At 40.7% G+C, this 19,579-nt stretch carries 11 protein-coding genes; 4 read left to right on the top strand and 7 right to left on the bottom strand.

The window, feature by feature from the left end; genetic code table 11:
• Nucleotides 1–14: 14 nt before the first annotated feature.
• The 4 genes from CLV51_RS20655 to CLV51_RS20670 form a co-directional block, all read right to left on the bottom strand.
• Nucleotides 15–3,305 carry a glycoside hydrolase family 38 N-terminal domain-containing protein gene (locus CLV51_RS20655; RefSeq protein ID WP_106529976.1) on the bottom strand — a complete coding sequence of 1,097 codons (3,291 nt, stop codon included), beginning with the start codon at nt 3,303–3,305 and terminating at the stop codon, nt 15–17.
• 150 nt (nt 3,306–3,455) lie between these two features.
• Nucleotides 3,456–4,313 (bottom strand): ROK family protein, encoded by an 858-nt coding sequence (locus CLV51_RS20660; protein ID WP_146151335.1) that lies wholly within the window; start codon nt 4,311–4,313, stop codon nt 3,456–3,458.
• A gap of 2 nt (nt 4,314–4,315) precedes the next feature.
• The gene (locus CLV51_RS20665) at nt 4,316–5,638 is read right to left on the bottom strand and encodes an MFS transporter (RefSeq protein WP_106529978.1); all 1,323 of its coding nucleotides are present in this window, start codon (nt 5,636–5,638) and stop codon (nt 4,316–4,318) included.
• 6 nt (nt 5,639–5,644) lie between these two features.
• On the bottom strand, nt 5,645–7,486 hold the full coding sequence (locus CLV51_RS20670) for a class I mannose-6-phosphate isomerase (protein WP_106530073.1): 1,842 nt from the start codon (nt 7,484–7,486) through the stop codon (nt 5,645–5,647).
• 402 nt (nt 7,487–7,888) lie between these two features.
• Here CLV51_RS20670 and CLV51_RS20675 point away from each other — a divergent pair, with 402 nt between their 5' ends.
• Together CLV51_RS20675 and CLV51_RS20685 are read left to right on the top strand one after the other, a co-directional pair.
• Nucleotides 7,889–8,620: a GntR family transcriptional regulator gene (locus tag CLV51_RS20675; protein WP_106529979.1), complete on the top strand. Its 732-nt coding sequence runs from the start codon at nt 7,889–7,891 to the stop codon at nt 8,618–8,620.
• Nucleotides 8,621–9,267: 647 nt separating this feature from the next.
• Nucleotides 9,268–13,062 (top strand): T9SS type A sorting domain-containing protein, encoded by a 3,795-nt coding sequence (locus CLV51_RS20685; RefSeq protein WP_158267082.1) that lies wholly within the window; start codon nt 9,268–9,270, stop codon nt 13,060–13,062.
• Between the two features lie 515 nt (nt 13,063–13,577).
• Here the strand turns inward: CLV51_RS20685 and CLV51_RS20690 are convergent.
• Both CLV51_RS20690 and CLV51_RS20695 read right to left on the bottom strand, forming a co-directional pair.
• Nucleotides 13,578–14,282 (bottom strand): LytR/AlgR family response regulator transcription factor, encoded by a 705-nt coding sequence (locus CLV51_RS20690; protein ID WP_106529982.1) that lies wholly within the window; start codon nt 14,280–14,282, stop codon nt 13,578–13,580.
• Nucleotides 14,279–15,295, bottom strand: coding sequence for a sensor histidine kinase (locus CLV51_RS20695; RefSeq protein WP_106529983.1), 1,017 nt, complete (start codon nt 15,293–15,295; stop codon nt 14,279–14,281). Before CLV51_RS20695 ends, CLV51_RS20690 begins: the two co-directional genes overlap by 4 nt.
• 254 nt (nt 15,296–15,549) lie before the next feature.
• Between CLV51_RS20695 and CLV51_RS20700 the strand changes: the two genes are divergently transcribed.
• A complete protein-coding gene (locus tag CLV51_RS20700) occupies nt 15,550–16,368 on the top strand; it encodes a DUF3108 domain-containing protein (RefSeq protein WP_146151336.1) in 819 nt (272 codons plus the stop codon).
• 227 nt (nt 16,369–16,595) lie between these two features.
• Nucleotides 16,596–18,830, top strand: coding sequence for a WD40/YVTN/BNR-like repeat-containing protein (locus CLV51_RS20705; RefSeq protein ID WP_106529985.1), 2,235 nt, complete (start codon nt 16,596–16,598; stop codon nt 18,828–18,830).
• A gap of 22 nt (nt 18,831–18,852) precedes the next feature.
• On the opposite strand, the gene CLV51_RS20710 is transcribed toward CLV51_RS20705, so the two are convergent.
• Nucleotides 18,853–19,422 carry a hypothetical protein gene (locus CLV51_RS20710; protein WP_106529986.1) on the bottom strand — a complete coding sequence of 190 codons (570 nt, stop codon included), beginning with the start codon at nt 19,420–19,422 and terminating at the stop codon, nt 18,853–18,855.
• Nucleotides 19,423–19,579: the final 157 nt, after the last annotated feature.

Raw genomic sequence — 19,579 nt, forward strand, 5'->3', positions numbered from 1 at the left:
TGATCTCATGGAATTTACTTTGTTAATAAGAATTCAGCAACTCCCATAGCCGCTAATTTCACATCATCAGTTTTATGCTTTTTCTCTCCTGATTGTACATCAATGACAGCTGCAGGAAGCAATGATTTCCAAACAAATTTTGTCTGCTGCACAGCATGTTCCGGGTTAAATAAACGAATAAGATAACTTCCGTCTTCATTTGGTGTAATACTGGTAACTACAATACCATTATTGGTCAGCTCAAAGAGTTCATTGGGAAGTGTTGCTTCGTTTTTAACCTGCAATGCTATTAATGGTTGTGTAAATACTGCTGCAGCTTTTTCCATTTCTGAACCATTAACGATGCCATGAGGTCGTAATGCATACCTGAAATGAACAACTCCTTCCTGGTCTGCTTTATAATTTGTATGCCAGTAATTATTCATAACATAGCTGAACCAGGTAGCTGTTGGCTTGCCTTCTTTTTTCCATTCTTTATGGCTTTGTTGTATCGTACGTCTTTCATCAATCATATTGCCCGGCTCCACCAAAGGGGTTTCCAATAAAACCCACTGTAATCCTTTATCGGCAGCCGATACATCTACCCATCTGCGACCATATAAATAATCCATATTTGAACCAGGTAACTGATCAGTCAAATATTCCATGGAACCATAGCCCGCATCTAATGTTGTTTTAGTCAGCAATGCATTAAATGGAAATCCGAAATGAACGCCTTCTTTTTCGCGGATAGCTTTTTTATCAATGATATTTTCAATCTCCAATTCATCGCTTTCTGCATACAATGATATTCTTCTTTCTAATTTATTGGTGCCAGGCGCTTCGGATGTAATGGAGATAGTGGTAAGTACCGGTCCACTTTCTAAAACTTTTACCTGGATATTGCTGTTTGTTGCAGCATCTGCGGGATTTAAGCCCGGCACATACCAGTAGCTGTTCAATCCCTGGTTATTAAAATTGCCTGCATAATTAAAACTATTGCCGGCCTTTAAACTGGTGATGCTGCCATTTATTTTATCCCAACTCAACCAGATATTTCCATTCGAAACAGAACTGTCAGTAAGCATAAACTTTGTTGCAGCGGAAGGTGCTGCTGCAGCTGTAATTTCATATACAGCAGTTCCCAAAGGCGGCACATTGCTGGCCATAAATAGATAGCTGCCGTTACTTAGTTTTTGCAATGGTATTTTTTTGCCGGCAGCGTCTTTTACAGATTTACCGTTAACTGTCCCGGATATCATCACCGGCCCGCTACGTTTCCAGGAGGAAGTATTGAACACTGCAATTTTTTTTGATGGAGGATTACTGATCGGCTGCAGCAACACTTTTTCCAAATGAGTTACCTGCGCATCTGCATCAGACATAAATTGTTTTTTAATGCGCCATTGTGCTGTTACAAATGGTACATCGGGTTCTGTTGTACTGTTATAAGCCCCCCAGGTATGCTCATGAAACATAATCACATTTGTCCAGGCTTCATAAAATTGCTGCTTATTGTATTGCTGAGGAGCAAGCATGGAATAAAGTGTTGTCAACTGTTGCAGGCGCAAACTATTCACCCTGTTTTTACCTTCTTCAGCAGCGGTAGACATAGCGCCATCTTCCCAATATGGTGTAATATCTCCTTTAACTACCGGGATACTGTTTCCATATTTTTGTTCAAAGGCTTCAAATAATTTTTCGGTGGTGTTTAATATAATTTTGGGAGAAGCATATTTTTCATTCCATTGTTTAACAAAAGCTGAAATGGTGGTATCAATCGGTCCGTTATCTGAAACACAATTATATCTCCATTGCACCATGTCATAAGGATAATTTTTATCAGCAAGCTCATTAAGATAGGCTGCAATTTTTTTAGGCCCGCGCTCAAAGATAGCTCCCGGGGCAGTTCCATGCCATGAGGAATAACCTTTTGCACCAGTCCAGAATAACACTTTTTCTTCACCTGAAGGAGAGGTCCACCAAACAGGTTTATCCCCCCAGGTTTTTACAAAATATCCCGCCCTATCTCCTCCATAAGGGTGATTCTCTCCCATGTAATTAGGGCCGCTGGAAAAATATTTAACTTTTCCTTTGGCCAGGGCAGTCACTGTTGTCCAGGCATATCCCGGTACATCGGAGATCATGGCACTGTTGATAGTAAAGCCAAATTTTTTCCGGAGTTGTTCTGCAAAATCGGTATAATGAAACATTTCTTCCGGCTGACTCAAACCTGTAAGAATATTGGCATACAAAGCCGACAAGCAAATACTCCCGTCTTTTACGGCAGTAATAAATTTTTCTTTTTGTGTGGGAGATGCTTGTTTTAAATAATTTTCAACCACCCATAACGATTCAATATTCCATTTGAATTTTGCTTCAGCAGGGAAATTTTTAGTCATCTCAATCATTCGCAAGGCATCATCAATATTTTTAAGATGAATTTTTAAAACCTCCGGTTGAAGATGGGAATAGCCTATATCGGTATGCGAGTGATGAATAAAATGTAATTCGCGGTATATAACCGGCTTCAAATGCACAAACTTGTTGACCAAAATATTTTTTCCTGCAGTAGCACTGATGAACACACTATCCGGTTGTTGTACGGCATTTACCGGTATATCAAAAGTATTTACACCATCCTTCACTACAAATGAATAGGATGTTTTATTATTTACTTTGACCAGTAGCTGCTGATCTTCCCCAAAGTGTAAAGCAGTTAATACAATAGGTTGTTGCCCGTTTTTTAAAAGAAAAGGCATAGGAGTTATATCCACCTTTTCTTCAAATGAAAATTTGAAAGTCATATACCAGTCATTACTGTTTTGCGAATGACCAACCACTTTAATTTTAACTGCCTGTCCGGGTTTTACTTTGTTTACAGGCAACCGGAGAAAAGCCAGTCCATGTGCATCATTTGCAGCATCCCTTTTTGTTTGTTGAAATACCAATCTTGAACTATCGGGTGCGCCAAAAGTCCAGTTAGGCATTTGGTGAGCGGGCAGCGTAGTAAAGGTCAACAGTTTTTTATCATCAACGTATAAATCAAAACTACGGCTGCCGCTGCTGGTGCCCGAAGAATGAGCAGCCACCCAGCTGAAATAAACATATTGGCCTTTGATATTTTTGGGAACCGGTGCAGTTTCCCATTCAATGGTCTTGTTGCCATCAGTACAGCGGGATAATAAAGCTGTTGTGGCATAATCCGGGTAAGCAGAAAAATAACTGACATTTTCGCCACTGATTTCCCTTGCAAAACCATTAACCCAGTTTATTTTACCAAAATAAGGCACCTCTTTTTGCGCCATCACATTTTGTGTAAGCATCACAACTGTAAGTATTAAAAAGATGCTTTTAAGAGTGCGGTAAAAATTATTTGATAGCATATGTATACGCTTAAATTATTTGAAGAATTATATTATCCTGGTACTTTTTATGAATGCCAGAATGGAAGTAGATCATTTTATAAAACGTGGTTAAATTATACTTGCAGCACCTAAAAGTGGTGCATCTTCTCCCAGGATGGACAACACAAAAGAAATCTGTAAATGATATTTGTTTAACCCTTCCTGGAGTGCCGGGTTAAACAAAGAAAATGTTTTTGCAATATTGCCGCCTAATAATACCAGTTCAGGCGTTGGCCGTAACAAGGATAAAAAAAGCGCAAGGTTAGATCCAAATTCATGAAATACAGCTATGGCAGCCGGACATTCAGTTGCTGCAAGAGCGGCTATTTCTTTAACATTAGTAACCGTTTGGAGGCTGGTTAGCTCGTTGTAGCGCTTAACAAACCACCTGGAGCAAAAATAATCCTCTGCTCTGGACGCTAAAAAGGGCGTCTCAAAAAAGGAGGCATCCCTCGCTATACCATTTTCAGCAATGGCTGATCCAAAGCCGGTGCCTAGTATGAGTCCTGTTACCGTATGCTGGTTTTTTACTGCACCATTAAAAAGCTCACCCTGTAAAAAACAGCGTGCATCATTGGCTATTTTAATATACCGTGCTTCCGTTTGAAGTTGTTGAGCCAGCAGTTCTTTAATATTCAGGCCATATAAGGCTTCATATTTGTGAAGCCCCCTGATCAGGGAAATACCTGCTTCGTAATCTAAGGGGCCAGGCATAGCGATACCAATTTGATTTACACCGTTTGCTGTATCCAGGCTTTTTTGTATGATATCCCCCCAGCATTTGATTATCTCCCCGGCACTGCCATGACTATTTACATGAGCGCGGTATAATGAGCCGGGTATAATGGATCTGCTATGCTGATCAATGAGTGCCGTCGTAATATGTGAGCCCCCGATATCTGCCCCAAGTACAATGGAATGCTTCATCTTTAATGCATTATATTCTTCCAATTATTTTGAATTTGTTCCAGCGTTTGTCCCTTGGTTTCCGGAATCAGTTTATATACCGTTATAAATGCCAGCAGGCAAAACAAGGCGAAGAACCAGAAGGTTTGTGCGGTGCCTATGGAATGTAAAAGCATAGGGGTCAGCTGTCCGACTATTGCGTCAGCCACCCACATCACCATAATGCTTAATGATAAGGCTTTTGCCCGGATGCTGTCTGGGAATATCTCGGCAGCAATCACAAACTTCAAAGGACCGATAGAAAAGGCAAAGAACGCCAGGAAAGCCAGCACGCAAAGCAATAAGTAGATGCCGTTAGTGGCACCGTTATAAAAACAAAGACCTGTAAAGATCAGACTGATCATTGCTCCTGATGTACCCCAAAGATACAGAGGTCTTCTTCCAAGACTGTCTACTTTCCAAATAGCGAAAAATGTAAAGAAAACATTTGCAGCTCCGAAGAAAAGCTGGCTTAGCAGTGAATTATCAAGTGTGATACCTGCGTTGTGTAAAATAGTAGGCCCATAATAAATGATCGCATTGATGCCACTGAACTGAGAAAAGAGCGGGAGCAATATGCCTATCAGCAAAGCCCTGCGATATTGAGGCGCAAATAGCTGCCGGTAACCACTTTCCTCAGGTGCTGTAATAGCAGATCTGTCTGCCTTTTGCTTTAACCAGCGCGGGCTTTCGGGAATCCATAATATACCAAACAGGAACATGATAGCCGGGAGTGTGCCAACACCAAACATTTTTCGCCAAACATCCATGTTGTAAATGAAGTCTACCCATGTTCCGGTTGTGTGTTGTGATGGTGCCGGTGCATATTTCAGCAGTAAGATATTACTCCCGTAAGCGACAAATATGCCGATAGTCACTGCCAGTTGGTAAAAAGTTACCAAACGGCCTCTCTTATTGGCAGGGGCAATTTCCGATAGATATAGCGGCACCACACTGGAAGCAATACCCACTGCCATACCTGCCAGGATACGGGCTGCGATCAGCCAGGAGAATGAGGAGAGGAATGTACATCCCACTGCGGAAACCAGGAAAAGTAAGGCCGACAGTGCCAATAGTTTTTTTCTGCCTAATCTGTCGCTGATGTCACTGGCGAAGATCACACCGACGATACAACCTGCCAATGCGGAAGATACAAACCAACCTTCCTGTACAGAAGACAATCCAAACTGTTTCTGTACAAAAGGTAATATACCGGATACAACTGCCATATCAAAACCAAACAGGAGGCCGCCTAAAGAGACAACAAGTGTGGTCAGGGTCAGATTATTATTGGATTGTTGCTGCATGCTAATTTAGATGGATGTAATATTGGTGAATATATAATGTTCATCTTTTAAAAAAGCTTTGATCACTTTAGCCCTTTTGCTGCCCATATTTTTGATACGACATTCCCTTGCTGCAGCAGGTATTACAAAGGTTTCTGCATAGTGATAAATAATAGTTTCTCCGCTGGCAGTGATCACGGAAACAGCTGTACCTTCTACCAGCATGAGGACAAGGCAATTATTATTGGTATGGACAATTATTTCATTATCAAATTCCAAACGGTGTATATCGTAAAAGTGAGCCGCATGCGTAGGCAGATGTATGATCTGCCAATCAGTGCCCTGTTCAATGATAGTGGGTACAGACAGTAACTGACTGGTAACAGCAGCTCCCTGCCTGCTAAAATCCAGGTTATTGAATGCATGCTCAATGCTGATGGATCTTGGTTTTCCATCAAGCCCGGGACGCAGCCAATCGTACATTTTAAAAGTGAAAATATATGGCGTAGCACTGATCTCCAATACAAGATTATTGCTGCCTGCACTATGCACCGTGCCATTTGGTATTAAAAACAGATCATGTTTACCGGCACTATGCCGTTGTACATATTGTTCAATATTAACCGGAATGCCGTGATCCCTGCTGTTCTCCAGCTGATCCCTGAAAGCACCGGCGTCTATCCCTTCCTGGAAACCCAGGTATACTGCAGCATCTTCTTTACAGTCCAGGATATAATAGGTTTCATCCTGGGTAATGGTTTCACCGAAGTGTTCCCGGATATAGGAGAGGAATGGATGGCATTGAATAGACAGATTGCCGCCATCGAAGGTATCAAGAAAATCGAACCGTATGGGAAACTCATAGCGGAAAATAGCTGCATGCCGGCCAAGAATATTATTATGCCGGTAAAACATCATCCATTCAAACGGTATTTCCAGCAAATTACCATCGCTTTCAAACAGTATTCCGTTTTCAGGAACGATCATTTCAAACGACCATGCATAGTTTATTTCTTCCTTATTCAATGCGGAAATATGTTCCTTCATCCACTGTCCTCCCCAGGCTCCCGCTTCAAACCAGGGGCGCACGCGGAAGGTAGATTGACTGATTTTGTCAATTCCTTCCAGCAGATCAGTATTAAAAATCCAGGCAATGGTTTTCCGCCATTGTGTATCTGCCATGATGACTATCCTGTTCAGTAATGTTTGTTTATATTCATTCAGTACTACCCAGTCAACAAAATAAAAACGCTTATATATCTCTGCTGCAGCATCACCGGGTTTGCTGCCAAAGTTAGTAACAGCACCGGCACGCATCCTGTATTGCAGTTCATTTTTAGGGATATCCAGGTATACCACCGGCGCATCCGGATGCGTAAGTGCTGCTCCTGTACCAATAACAATATTAATATCGTAAGCCGGATCAAATGCAAGGGACGATAGTTGGCCGGTCTGGAAAAAGGCGGTTATATCCAGTGTACATTTTTTGCCCCAAACATCTCCTTCATTTCCTATAAAGGGAGTAACCAGCTGTTGAATGCTGCTCGTATCCTTTTGCAGTGCTTTTGTAAAATGCCATTTAACCTTTAATCCCTGCTTATAAAATTCCTGCTCCAGGGCTTCCTGTACTTCGTCCCAGCATATTCCAACATAGCCATCTATCAGTACCAGCGCTTGTGTAGCTATCCACCGGGCCAGTGTTGGATAGCCTGTATGTATTTTACCCTGACCAATCGGGTGCAGGGGATAAATATTATATCCATTTTCTTCCGTTGCTGCTATTTGTGCTGGCAATAATGATTGGGAAGAATTTCGCCAGACCACATTTTGATGATCAGCCACGTTTAAAGCAAGTTCTTGTATTTTCATATTCATTTAATTCCTACTCCTGTCTGTTATTTTGTTTTATAGTATCCTGTTTGCTGCAACTGATCAGCAGCGTTGCTGTTAATACCGGCAGCTATTTTTTTCATTGTTCACGTTCTTGGATGCTGATAGGCCGGCTATAAAAATGGCAAAGATTGTTTCATAACGCAGAACTTTATATGTACAAACATATGTACATAAAACAACTTTTACAAAGAATCAGGTAGAATTGTGAAAATAAATACTTATTTGTATCTAAATAATTGATAATGAATTTAAAGTAAATTATTATAATTGATATAATTATAATAGTAGTCACTGTATTTTTTATATTTGAACATACATACCTGCACATAAACACCCGTAAATTGTTTTTTTTGATATTTTTCCACTTGCTTTGCACATATGAATTTTAGTATTGATCATAAGAATCCTATTCCTCTTCACATTCAGGCAGAAAACCTGTTGCGTACAATTATAAACGACCCGCAATATGCGAATGGTAAATTCTTGCCTAATGAAGTACAATTGGCAAAACAATTGGCGATATCCAGATCAACGCTGCGCCAGGCTTTAAATAAACTGGTTTATGAAGGGTTACTGATCAGGAAGAAAGGGGTAGGAACAAAAGTAGCAGAACCAGCTATTAGTTCGAAATCAAAAAACTGGCTGAGCTTTACGCAGGAGATGAATGCCAGGGGAATAGTTATAAAAAATTTTGAATTGCATGTTACCTGGGTTACACCAGATGAAGCCGTTGCTAATTTTTTTGAGATCAGTACATCCAAAAAAGTACTCAAGCTGGAACGGCTCAGGGGCAAGGCGGAAGGGCCCTTTGTTTATTTCATTTCCTATTTTCATCCGAGAGTGGGCTTAACAGGAGAAGAAGACTTTAAGCGACCGCTATACGATATTCTTGAAAAGGATTACATGATAATTGCCACCATGTCTAAAGAGGAAATTGCTGCTAAGGCCGTAGATAAATTTATTGCTTCCAAACTGGAAGTGGAACCAGGAAGCCCCATACTTTTCAGAAAACGTTTTGTATTTGACCAGGGTGAACGGCCTATCGAATATAATTTGGGATATTACAGAGCTGATAGTTTCGTATATACGGTAGAAAGCAGGAGGGAGTAGTACATTTCCATCATGTATTTTTTAGCTGAATAAATCAGGTGCATATAGGTTGTAACATGCTATAAATTCCTGTAAATTTTTACAATGGAAAAGTATGGTAATGCGTTCCTGATTTCAGCAGTACAACACATTGTTTTTAATCAGGAAACATAATTATTTCTGTTCTTTTAATCAGAAATAATATTTGTAAAGATCTGATCTTCTCTGTGATTGCTCCCGGAAATGTAAGTTGTAATGCAGATACAGGCTATGGTCCCTTCTGCCAATCGATTTTAAAGCCGTATACAGCAAGCTGAAGACCGTAATAAATATATTCGTATAGGCATCACCGGTATATGCTGTATTATTTTTATTTCTCAATAACTTTTCGTAACCTTTGTTTATATCTCCGTTAGTATGGCTGAAATCGATTAAGTGGTTTTTCCTTTCTCTGGACCTGTGACCAATTTTCGATATGCTGATTTTAATATAGCCGTTTACGTTCCCCTCAAACTTACTCCAATGGAACACTCAATACGCTGAGGAAAAATTTTATCGGCACACTCAACCAACCAGACATGTGAATCATGCTATGCATGCGCATTATCAGGAGCCGTTTGCACTCCCTGATGAGGTGTATATTATTCATCTCCCAAAGAATAATAAATATGAAACCAAATCTAAATGAGCAATATCTACCTCTTATTAGTCCCGGAACGCAACCAAATTATTCCTGTACTTTTTTAGCGATATGCTTTTCCATTATTTTCCTGCTCTCTTTGTTTTTGCCCACCAGCATCCTGGCACAAAAAACTTTTACAGTTAATATGACAGGTGACGAAAGTGACCCAAACGCGGGCCAGATTGGTGATGACGGGGTATGTGATGTAGATCTGAATACACCAGGTAACCAATGTACTTTTCGTGCTGCTATAGAAAATCAAAACGGTAACCGCAACTTAGGTCAGAATATGATAATTTTTGAAATACCCAATGCACCTGGTTCCGGCAGCATCATTCTCCAAATAGGAAGCACCGGGTTAGGACCATTACCACCTATTCTTGGATCAGTAATTATCAGTGCCCTGAACAATGACGGCAGACGTATTGAACTGGATGGAACGATGGCCGGAGCCAATGCAATTGGGCTGCAATTGCTGGGTGGTCAGTGCCAGATTTCATTCTTTATCATCAACAAGTTTTCCTCTCATGGGATTTTTATTTCGGGCACCCCACCTCCGGGTGATGGCAGCCACATTATACAGAGCAACTACATCGGTACAGATGGTACAGGCACCATTGCCAAAGGAAATGGCGGAGATGGGATATTTATTGATAATACACCTGGCAACACCATTGGCGGTGTCGGTGTGTTAAGGAATATCATTTCCGGCAACACTGGTTATGGTATTAATATTAAAGGGCTTGATTCTACTCAGTTTGGCACCAATGGAGCGTCAAATAACCTGGCAAAGGGTAATCTTATTGGTCTCGATATCTCGGGGGAGAATGCACTGCCCAATAAAAAAGATGCCGTTATCCTTAATAATGCCCCCAACAATACTATCGGAGGAACAAATCCGGGAGAGGGGAATAAAATGGCGGGTGATAGTACCAGTAACGGCGTCACGGTCAAGGGCAGTCTGACAGAAGGGATTAAGATATTGGGCAATTTTATCGGAGAAAATAAAACAGGGGTTAAGTTTGCGGTGGGCATCTCGGCCAGTGCAAAGCCAATTACTATTGAAGGGAATTTTATTACCAATATTGCGGGAGTAGGTATAGATCTGTTTGCAAACGCAGATGGCAGTTACAATATCCGTAAGAACGGTTTTGAAGGTAATATGAAAATAGGTAGTAAACTGCGGTTTGCTGATGGCAGCACTATTCAGGTGATGTATCAGGGTAATCTCCATACCGGTAATGGTATGGCCATGGACGTGGTAGAATCGTTCAAAGGTAAAATCGATTGGGTCGTTGCCGGTGATACTTTGCGGCTGGGACAGGTGGGCTCCAACTTTATCTTTCATGCTGCGGGAAATAAAAATTTCAGCAACGGCATATATGATGCTAATACCGGTATTGCCTTTAATTATGTAGCAGACATCCCTGGCGGTGTGCAAATGGCACTCAGGGCCAATGGAGACATATACAGAAACAATGGCGCTGAAGGAAGAAAGGGAAGAGTAGTACTGAAAGCGGGAACAGAATTTAGTTATGCTGTCAGCGGTTCATCAGGTGTAAATAATGGAAAAGACGGCGACCGGATAGACGTGTTTACCGATGCTAATGCCATTGCTACATTCACATCAACAGATAACAAATTTGCCTTTAATGGAGGCGGGGGAATCCGCTGGATCAGTGATGGGAAAAACCTTCTTACAGTCCGTGCCTTTATAGAAAGAGATTTTATTGACAGAAATACGATCACTGGTATTGAAGTCACCAGCTTCTTAACAGGAAAGAGTATTCTTAATGATACTGTTACCAACAATGGTGGTCCTGGTATTTTAGTGGACGGCAACACTATTGCGCATATTGAAGGTAACCTCGTCTCCGGTAATGGCACAGGCATACTGGTGAATGATGCAGCAACAGCCAACATTGTAAGTAATACTGTTACTGCGAATGGAAAAGGCATCGCATTGGGTGGAACCGGAACAGGTAGTGCCATATCTGCTAATGCCATTTTCAAAAATCTCGGCCTGGGTATTGACCTGGGAAATGACGGGCCTACTCCTAATCATGTAGGCGTAGTTGCCGGCCCGAATAATTTCCAGAATTTCCCGGTATTAACCAGCGTGAATAATGCAGGCGGAAATACCAACATACAAGGTACTTTAAACAGCACCCATAATACTACTTTCAGACTGGAATTCTTTAGAAATGATGCATGCAACCCTACTGGTTTTGGGGAAGGCCAGGCTTTCCTCGATTCTCTTAATGTTACTACAGATGCCGGCGGAAATGTTGCTTTTAAAAATGTATTACCTGGTATAACGCTACCTGCCGGTACTGCTGTTACGGCTACAGCTACCGATCCCAATGGCAATACGAGTGAGTTCAGCGCCTGCCTGCAAGCGGGTAGTGTACCAACAGCTGATCTGGAATTAACCCAACAGGCCGATAAAGCACAGTACACTGTGGGCGGACAGGTAATATTTACGCTCAGTTTAGTTAATGCGGGACCAGCCAGTACAGGCGGTATTGTGGTAACGGATCTACTGCCGGCTGGTATTACTTTCGGCCATGCAACAGCATCTGCCGGTACTTATGATAATACCACAGGCAAATGGTTGGTGGGTACTTTAGATAGTAATAAAAAGGCCACATTGATTATTACCGGCATCGTTACGCAGCCCGGAACAATTACCAATACTGCCGGGGTTACTGCCAGCAACGTTCCGGATCCGGATGTACCCGCAACGGATAATCAAAGCAGTGTTGCTATACAGGTACATGTACCAACAGCCGATCTGGAATTGACCCAAAAGGCGGATAAAGTACAGTACACCGTTGGCGGACAGGTAATATTTACCATCAGTTTAGCTAATACAGGACCAGCAAGTACAGGCGGTATTGTGGTAACAGATCTACTGCCGGCTGGTATTACTTTCAGCCATGCAACAACATCTGCCGGTACTTATGATAATACTACCGGTAAATGGTCGGTGGGCACTTTAGATAGTAGTAAGCAGGCCACATTGATTATTACCGGCATCGTTACGCAGCCCGGAACAATTACCAATACTGCCGGGGTTACTGCCAGCAACGTTCCTGATCCGGATTCGCCTGCAGTAGATAATCAAAGCAGTGTTTCCATACAGGTAGTTCCGCAATCAGGTATAGCAGAACAATACAGACTGCTGATGCTGCAGGTGACCGCATTGGTAAATAGTGGTAAACTTACCTCTCAGGAAGGAGATTTTTTAAATGGGCTCCTGGCACTTTCATTAAAGCTGGAATCTAAAGGAGAAATAAAACCTGCTATTGCGCTGCTTAAAGTATTCATCATACTGGTGAAGAATGCTACGCATAGAACGCATCTTACAAACGCCGACCGGAAAGCGCTCATTCGGGCCGCCCAAAAGATCATTGATCAGCTTAAACCAATGGAAGATCATCATCGGAAATGGTGGGAAGATAACAATGATAATGGGGAAATGAATATGGAAAGTAGCGGTGGTAAAGTGTTTATGAGCTTCAGCTTAAATGGAAATTATCCTAACCCGTTCAGCAGCTTTACAACCATTTCATTTGAACTGGCTGATCAGCACAAGGTTCAATTAAACGTTTATGATGCAAATGGCAGGATGGTTACACGTTTGCTGGATAAAGTTATGCAGCCTGGTATCCAGACTGTTACCTGGCAAACTCCGGATCTGCCAGCGGGTATTTATATCCTCCAGTTGAAAGTGGATAATTTCACTAAAACATATAAGATGATGCACGTAAAACAATAACTAATAGCTGAAACGGACAAATTACTTTCCGGGAGAATAGGTATATTAAAGGTATGCAACCGGTAAAATGCGTCTTGTGTATTCAGCGTAAAAAAATGCACTTAACCAGTTGAAAGGAAGCACCAACATGTTTACAATGAACATGGTTGAATTATCAAACAATTAAATTAAAAAAATGAAAAAACAGCAATTGAATTTTCTACAACTGGATAATGTTAAACTATTGACAAGAAGTCAATTAAAAGATATATTAGGCGGAGCTGCCAGTGGAAGCGGAACTGGAGGATGCTCAGGTCCGGGGCAGTTTTGTAATTGGATGGATAGCAAGTGCTGCACAGGATTAACATGCTGGTCTACTAATAATCCTTCGAATCCGGATCAGGGGAAGTGCATCAACCTTCATCCATAGTAGTTAATGATGCCAATCAGGCGTTGAAAATATTAAGTTTTTTGAACGTAATTAAATTGACAAAGCGCTGGAGGTGGAATCTGGCGCTTTTTTGTGTTTAGCCTCGCTACAAAAACCGTGGCTGAATCAACTCCATAAACGGCGCCCTGAAAGTTTCGCTCAACGGTATACATTTTCCTGCAATGAAAATATGGTTGTCCTGAATTTTATCAATATGACCGGTGTTCACAATGTAAGAATTGTGTACACGGGTGAAAGGCGGAGAGAGCTGTTCAGTTAATTCTTTCAGTCGCTTGTAAATCAGTATTTCGCTTTTATTGGTGACTACACGCACATATTCCTTTTCCCCTTCAAAATATAATATCTCCGATAATTTAATCTGATGCAGTGTTTTACCTGATTTCAAAAAGAGATAGTCGCTATCAGGAATGGTGGCCTCCAACAAACCCTTATGTATAAACGCTGTTTCTATTTTCTGCCTGGCCGTCAGGAAGCGCTTGAGGGTAATTGGCTTCAGCAGATAATCAATTGTTTGAAAATTATAGCTGGCCAATGCATATTCTGCATATGCTGTGGTGAAAACTATCTTTAAATCCGGCGGAAGCAATCCGGCCAGCTCCATACCATCCAGTTTGGGCATATTGATATCCAGGAAGATCACATCTGCTTTATTGTTTTTCAATATATTCAATGCTTCCAACGCATTGTAGCATTTGGCTACCAACTGCCATTCCGTTGTTTGCTGGATATGCAACTCCAGCAAATTCACCGCATTGGGCTCATCATCTACTATAATACATTTCAGGTTCATATGGGAACAGATAAAAAGGCGGTAAAATGATGTTCAGATTTTTCTGTGCGAATGGTGAAATTGTCACCATATAATAGTGATAATCGTTTTTGCAGATTTTCCACTCCTGATCCCCGGCTACGCTGACTATTACCATTTTCAGGCAAACCATTACGGGTACTGAAATGTAACCTGTTGCCCTCCTGTACCAGGGAGATATCGATGATATTGTCCTTGCGGGACTTATCAATACCATGCTTAAAAATATTCTCCACAAATGTCATCAGCAACATAGGAGGAATGCTGGAAGACTCGTCTGCCTGCCTGACAAAATTCAACGATATCTCATGGCGGATACGTATTTTTTCCAGGGCAATATAGTTCTCCAGAAAATTAATTTCTGTAGATAAAGGCACCTGATCTTTAGGGCTTTCATCTACAAAATATCGCATTATTTCAGAGAGGCGTTCTATTAAAACGGCTGTCCTGGGAGATTCCAGGTAGGCTTCGTAATAAATGTTATTTAATGTATTGAAAAGAAAATGCGGTTGCACCTGCGACTTCAACAGGTTCAACTCAGTTTGGGTATTTTGAAGCAGCAGTGCCGCAGCCTGACGTTTTAAAGTAAAATAAACAACCACTATTCTAAAAAAGAAGCTAAGCAAAAAGATCAGCGGTATACCACTGAGGTACCTGATTAAAATACTGCCGGTTATAGGGAGCGGCATCGTAGTAAACCATTTATTATAAATCCAGTCTAACAGATACCCTCTGCCCAAACCAGCGATTGTCAGGAATAACAAAACAGCTATCACATACAAGGCTATACGTCCTTTTTCATAGAACCTGGGATATAACCAACTGATATTACCGTAGATCACAATGGCATAAAATAATGTATTGAGAAAAGAAAATACCATCGCCTGCAAAAAACCATCTCCTGGCAATATGGAAAAGAACATCATCGCAAACACGACTAGCCACAGAAACCATTGCAGGCGGGTACTCATGGTGATATCTCTAAAATTCCGCATCCCCCAATTTACGAAGGTTTTAATCTTTTTTTATTACCGGAGCAGGTATTTCTGTATTTACATAACGATTTTCAACAAATGTTGGTGGTCATTCAACCAATAGGTCTGATTTTTAAATGGTTCGCCTGATATCTCCATTACCGTTATTCATTGAAATGCTGTTGGGTATGATTGAATTTATTTTTTGGAAAATAAAAGAGATAGAATCTTTGATGAAAATATTTCAAATTTATTCATCTGTAAAAAAGCATCACATGCATTTCTTCAAATCCTTCCAACTTTATAAACGTATTATCCTTGCCGTTGCGATAATAGCAATACTGGCAGCGCAAAGCGCTATAGCACAAACGGACACAATTGATCCGCAACATCATAAATTAAATACAAAATTACTGAACCCTGGTGTAAGACAGTATATCGTATATTTTGTAAGACCCGGTTTTGAAAAAATGTTATGGCTTAATCTGTGGATCAGGCAAATTGAAAAAGCTACTCAAAACAAAGAAGACGTATTCAAAATATCACAATATTGGTATAGTGAAGATAGTACCAGGTATCACCATATTACCTCTATCAACAGTGCTGCTGACTTTTCACCCATTTACCACGCCGCTTATGTAGGCAGTGACCTGAAAGCCTATAACTGGTCGGCCACAGGAATTAAAGGAACGGCCATCGCAGATAATAAAGCCGCTGATTACAAACTGGACTTTGCAAGCCCTAACTACAACTGGAACCTGGACATTGAAACATTCGAAATGCTGCCTTTAGCGGAAGGTAAATCCTTTGTTATCCAATTCTACGACGCGGGCTTAGAGCCGCCAGCTTATGTTACCTACAAAGTTACGGGTGCTGAATCCATCTCAACCTTAGATAACAAAAAAGTAGATTGCTGGAAACTCTTCACTGAAGGAAATTCACCCAAAGGAGGACATTACACCCAAATCTTTTGGATCAGCAAAACAGGCCACGAGCTATTAAAAGAAGAAGATCATTTTGGCGGTATGTTGCGTTATAAAGTAAAGCTGCCAGGATTTGCCTCCTTTGTGCCTGATAAATTCGCTAAGCAGTAATTCATTGATGAATATTTTTCCGGCGATTCCTCCTATTCTAATGGGAGGAATCGCTTTTAATTTGCTGATATCCCATAACGTAGTTCTACGGTACTTTTAATAAAATAAACAGTAGTACTACTGTTTATTTTACCAGGAGAAGGCAGTAATTTAGGCATCGAAAAAATAACTATTTATATTTCAATCCAAATATTTGCCATTGTAAAACACACAAAACCCTGATACTGATGAAATACACATTATGCCTGCTTTGTACATTGTTATTGGTAAGCAGATGTATTGCACAGGAGAACGACTACAATCAGCATTTTTTTAAATTCAATTCCTATCTCAAATTTAGTTTCGGTGTAAATGAGCATGGGCAATTAATGCTTTGTAATGAAAAAGGTGAACTGGTAGTGGCTAAGCAGGTGAAAGGTAAGTGGGAACGGCTGCATGAAGGGTTAAAAGATATCTTTTATGAGCATCTCCTTTTCTTTAATAATGATACCGGAATCATTGTAAGTAATGGAGATTTTTTTCATTTCATTGCCGGTAGTACCGTTTTACAAACGTCAGACGGAGGAAGGAGTTGGGAACGTGTCTTACTCACAGAGGTTGCCTCGCGCAGGATTGATGACGGCACATACCTGAACAGCGGTCAGGCCTGGTTATTCTATTCATCGGGTTATGATAACAGCCAGGTGGCTGACAAACCTGCATCTGATACGCCTGTTGTCAGGCGCACTCCGGGATGTATTTACTATACAAATGATTTCGGCCATACATGGTTGTCATTTAAAACGCCGGGGAATAACCAGCGGTTCTGCCATATATTCTTTAATGATCAGCAACAGGGCCTGATAGGTTCATTATGGAATGTACTGGCTTATACTGCTGATAATTGCAGTAGCTGGAATACACTTCCTACACCGCTTGATCAGGGGAAATATAATAAGACAGCCATCTGTAACCGTCCACAAATCAATAATGTGGCCATATGGAATGATTATTTCCTGGTAAGGCAGGAAGAGCTGGTATTCTATTCAAAGAGAAATAAGATCAACTGGAAATGCCTGCCAGGAATAAAAGATTTTTTCACGGATGCAGCAACCAGCAGCTTATATTTTGTATCAGACAGGAATGAAGTGAATAAAATAAACAGCCGGCTTCAATCTGAAAAAAAATATACGCAACGGGCGCTTTACTTAAATGCAGTATGTAAAAACGGTAGCTTTTATACCTGGGATGGTAGTCATGTAACACAGTATAGACCAGATGGGGAAATAGTAAGCAGTCCCCTTTATGCAGGTAAAAGTGTTGAATGGCAACCTACCGCAGTCGGACACTCCGGGGATACTACCTATGGCCTGTCAGATAATAAATTATATCAGCAACAAACCTATGGCCTGAACTGGGATTATAACAGCGACTTGCCTTTTAAAATTAACAAAGGTACGGCAATGATAGTAGCGGGAAAACAATTGCTGTATACACCGGGAAACGATTCGCTTTATTATTATGGAATTGATACCAAACAACTAAAAAAAGTAACGGTACAGGAATCATTATCTGCTTTTTATCAGCAGCCGGTTAAAAGTATTGCATTTATAATGAGAGGATCTGTTTTCATGAAAGAGGACACAGTAGTTTATAAAAGAAACAATCAGCAATTTGAGCGACCCCAAAGTACAGCAAATGAAACAGACACCGGTTGGATAGTAAAAATGCCAGCAACCATCAGTACAGGCAGTATTGATTCATTAGCCGGTAACATAAAAAATAGCTGTTATCAATACGATAAAATAGCAGATTTCAAATTTTCAAAGCAGGAGTATCAACATTGCAAAAAACAAATTAATACATTTCAATTAGCTGTGAAGGCACATGTTATTCCGGAAAGTCCTGCTGCAGATTTTTGGATAAATATCAATAATCTAAATTTTGACAGATTAATTGATTTAGTTGATTCGATCCCTTTGCTTGATTCTTTGAAATTGCATAAAATACTGGTGTTACCGGAAGGATTATGGAGTAATAATTTTGTTGTTATAGGCCCGGAGATTGCCAACCTTGGCGATTTTATGGAGAAAGCCTATGAATCAATGAAAAAAAACAACCCTGGTGGCACTGAAAGCCCTGCACTATTAAAATACTTGCTTGAGGCAACAGATTCATTAACCTGGAATGATTGCAGGCCAACTCCTTCAGGAAGCTGGAACATGTATAATAACTGGGTTCAGCTCATCCTGACTAACCAGGAAGGCCATACTTTGATCATACGCAATTTCAGGTATCAGACTTATCCTCTTTTTTCTCCCTGGACAGTTGAGCTGGATGGCTATGTAATTACAGAAAAGAGTAGTGTGTTGATGGATCAATTTATGACAGCCATGGCTCCTCCGCTTATCGATAAAGAAGGCAGGCAGCATATGCTGCAAAAACTGGTTAAAGCTATGTATTTTTCAAACCTGTTGGAATGATGGAAGAATTACAAAAAGTGTGTCAGCCTTCCCATAATGCTATCATCGCTTTATAATCAAACTCGCCCCAATCTTTGTTGAAAAAATTATCACGATATGCTTCTAAATCAGCGGCGCTCAGTTCTTTTCCATTTTGGAGATTCAGCGAAATCAATGTGGCCCAGCCTTCCTTAAAAACATAAGGACAATGGGTTTTACCTTGCACTATCAGAGAACCTTGTTCAAAGCCATTGGCGCTGCATTCGATATGAGTTTTGGCTACGAGGTCGCCACCAATAAGGATTTCGTTATCTTTCATGAACAGGCGGTTACAGCTCAGGTTTCCGGTAACATACACCCCAAAATCATTATCGCCGTCTTCGTCGAGGCTTCCGGCATAAAAATCTTTGGTGAAGGCAGCATCACCATTTATGACAATAAAATCAGGCTTTTCGGTTTCAAAATTATTGAAGGAAAAATTTTCGGCAGTATAATTACCCTCAAACATCAAAACGTTTTTCGGGGAATATCCATATTTACTAAAGGTTTGGTTTACCTCGTTTAAAGCGGGGAATTTTTCAATGGCTTGCTGCCAATTGATATTTTTTTTCATGTTTTTATTTTAATTGCCGTAAAGGCATAAGGCTGTCAAGGTCTTCCCTCAACGGTTTAAACAAGATATAATTTTATTGCTTATGCAGTGGAAAATAACCTGTATAGCCGCGAAAGTATATATTTTGTAATAATTCCGGAAATTATCTAAGTAAGAA

It is taken from the genome of Chitinophaga niastensis (assembly GCF_003014755.1).
Lineage (GTDB): Bacteria > Bacteroidota > Bacteroidia > Chitinophagales > Chitinophagaceae > Chitinophaga > Chitinophaga niastensis.

Coding starts and splice junctions, on each gene's coding strand:
- CLV51_RS20655 (WP_106529976.1), bottom strand. CDS start 3,305: ATGCTTACACAAAATGTGATGGCGCAAAAAGAGGTGCCTTATTTTGGT.
- CLV51_RS20660 (WP_146151335.1), bottom strand. CDS start 4,313: ATGAAGCATTCCATTGTACTTGGGGCAGATATCGGGGGCTCACATATT.
- CLV51_RS20665 (WP_106529978.1), bottom strand. CDS start 5,638: ATGCAGCAACAATCCAATAATAATCTGACCCTGACCACACTTGTTGTC.
- CLV51_RS20670 (WP_106530073.1), bottom strand. CDS start 7,486: ATGAAAATACAAGAACTTGCTTTAAACGTGGCTGATCATCAAAATGTG.
- CLV51_RS20675 (WP_106529979.1), top strand. CDS start 7,889: ATGAATTTTAGTATTGATCATAAGAATCCTATTCCTCTTCACATTCAG.
- CLV51_RS20685 (WP_158267082.1), top strand. CDS start 9,268: ATGAAACCAAATCTAAATGAGCAATATCTACCTCTTATTAGTCCCGGA.
- CLV51_RS20690 (WP_106529982.1), bottom strand. CDS start 14,282: ATGAACCTGAAATGTATTATAGTAGATGATGAGCCCAATGCGGTGAAT.
- CLV51_RS20695 (WP_106529983.1), bottom strand. CDS start 15,295: ATGCGGAATTTTAGAGATATCACCATGAGTACCCGCCTGCAATGGTTT.
- CLV51_RS20700 (WP_146151336.1), top strand. CDS start 15,550: ATGCATTTCTTCAAATCCTTCCAACTTTATAAACGTATTATCCTTGCC.
- CLV51_RS20705 (WP_106529985.1), top strand. CDS start 16,596: ATGAAATACACATTATGCCTGCTTTGTACATTGTTATTGGTAAGCAGA.
- CLV51_RS20710 (WP_106529986.1), bottom strand. CDS start 19,422: ATGAAAAAAAATATCAATTGGCAGCAAGCCATTGAAAAATTCCCCGCT.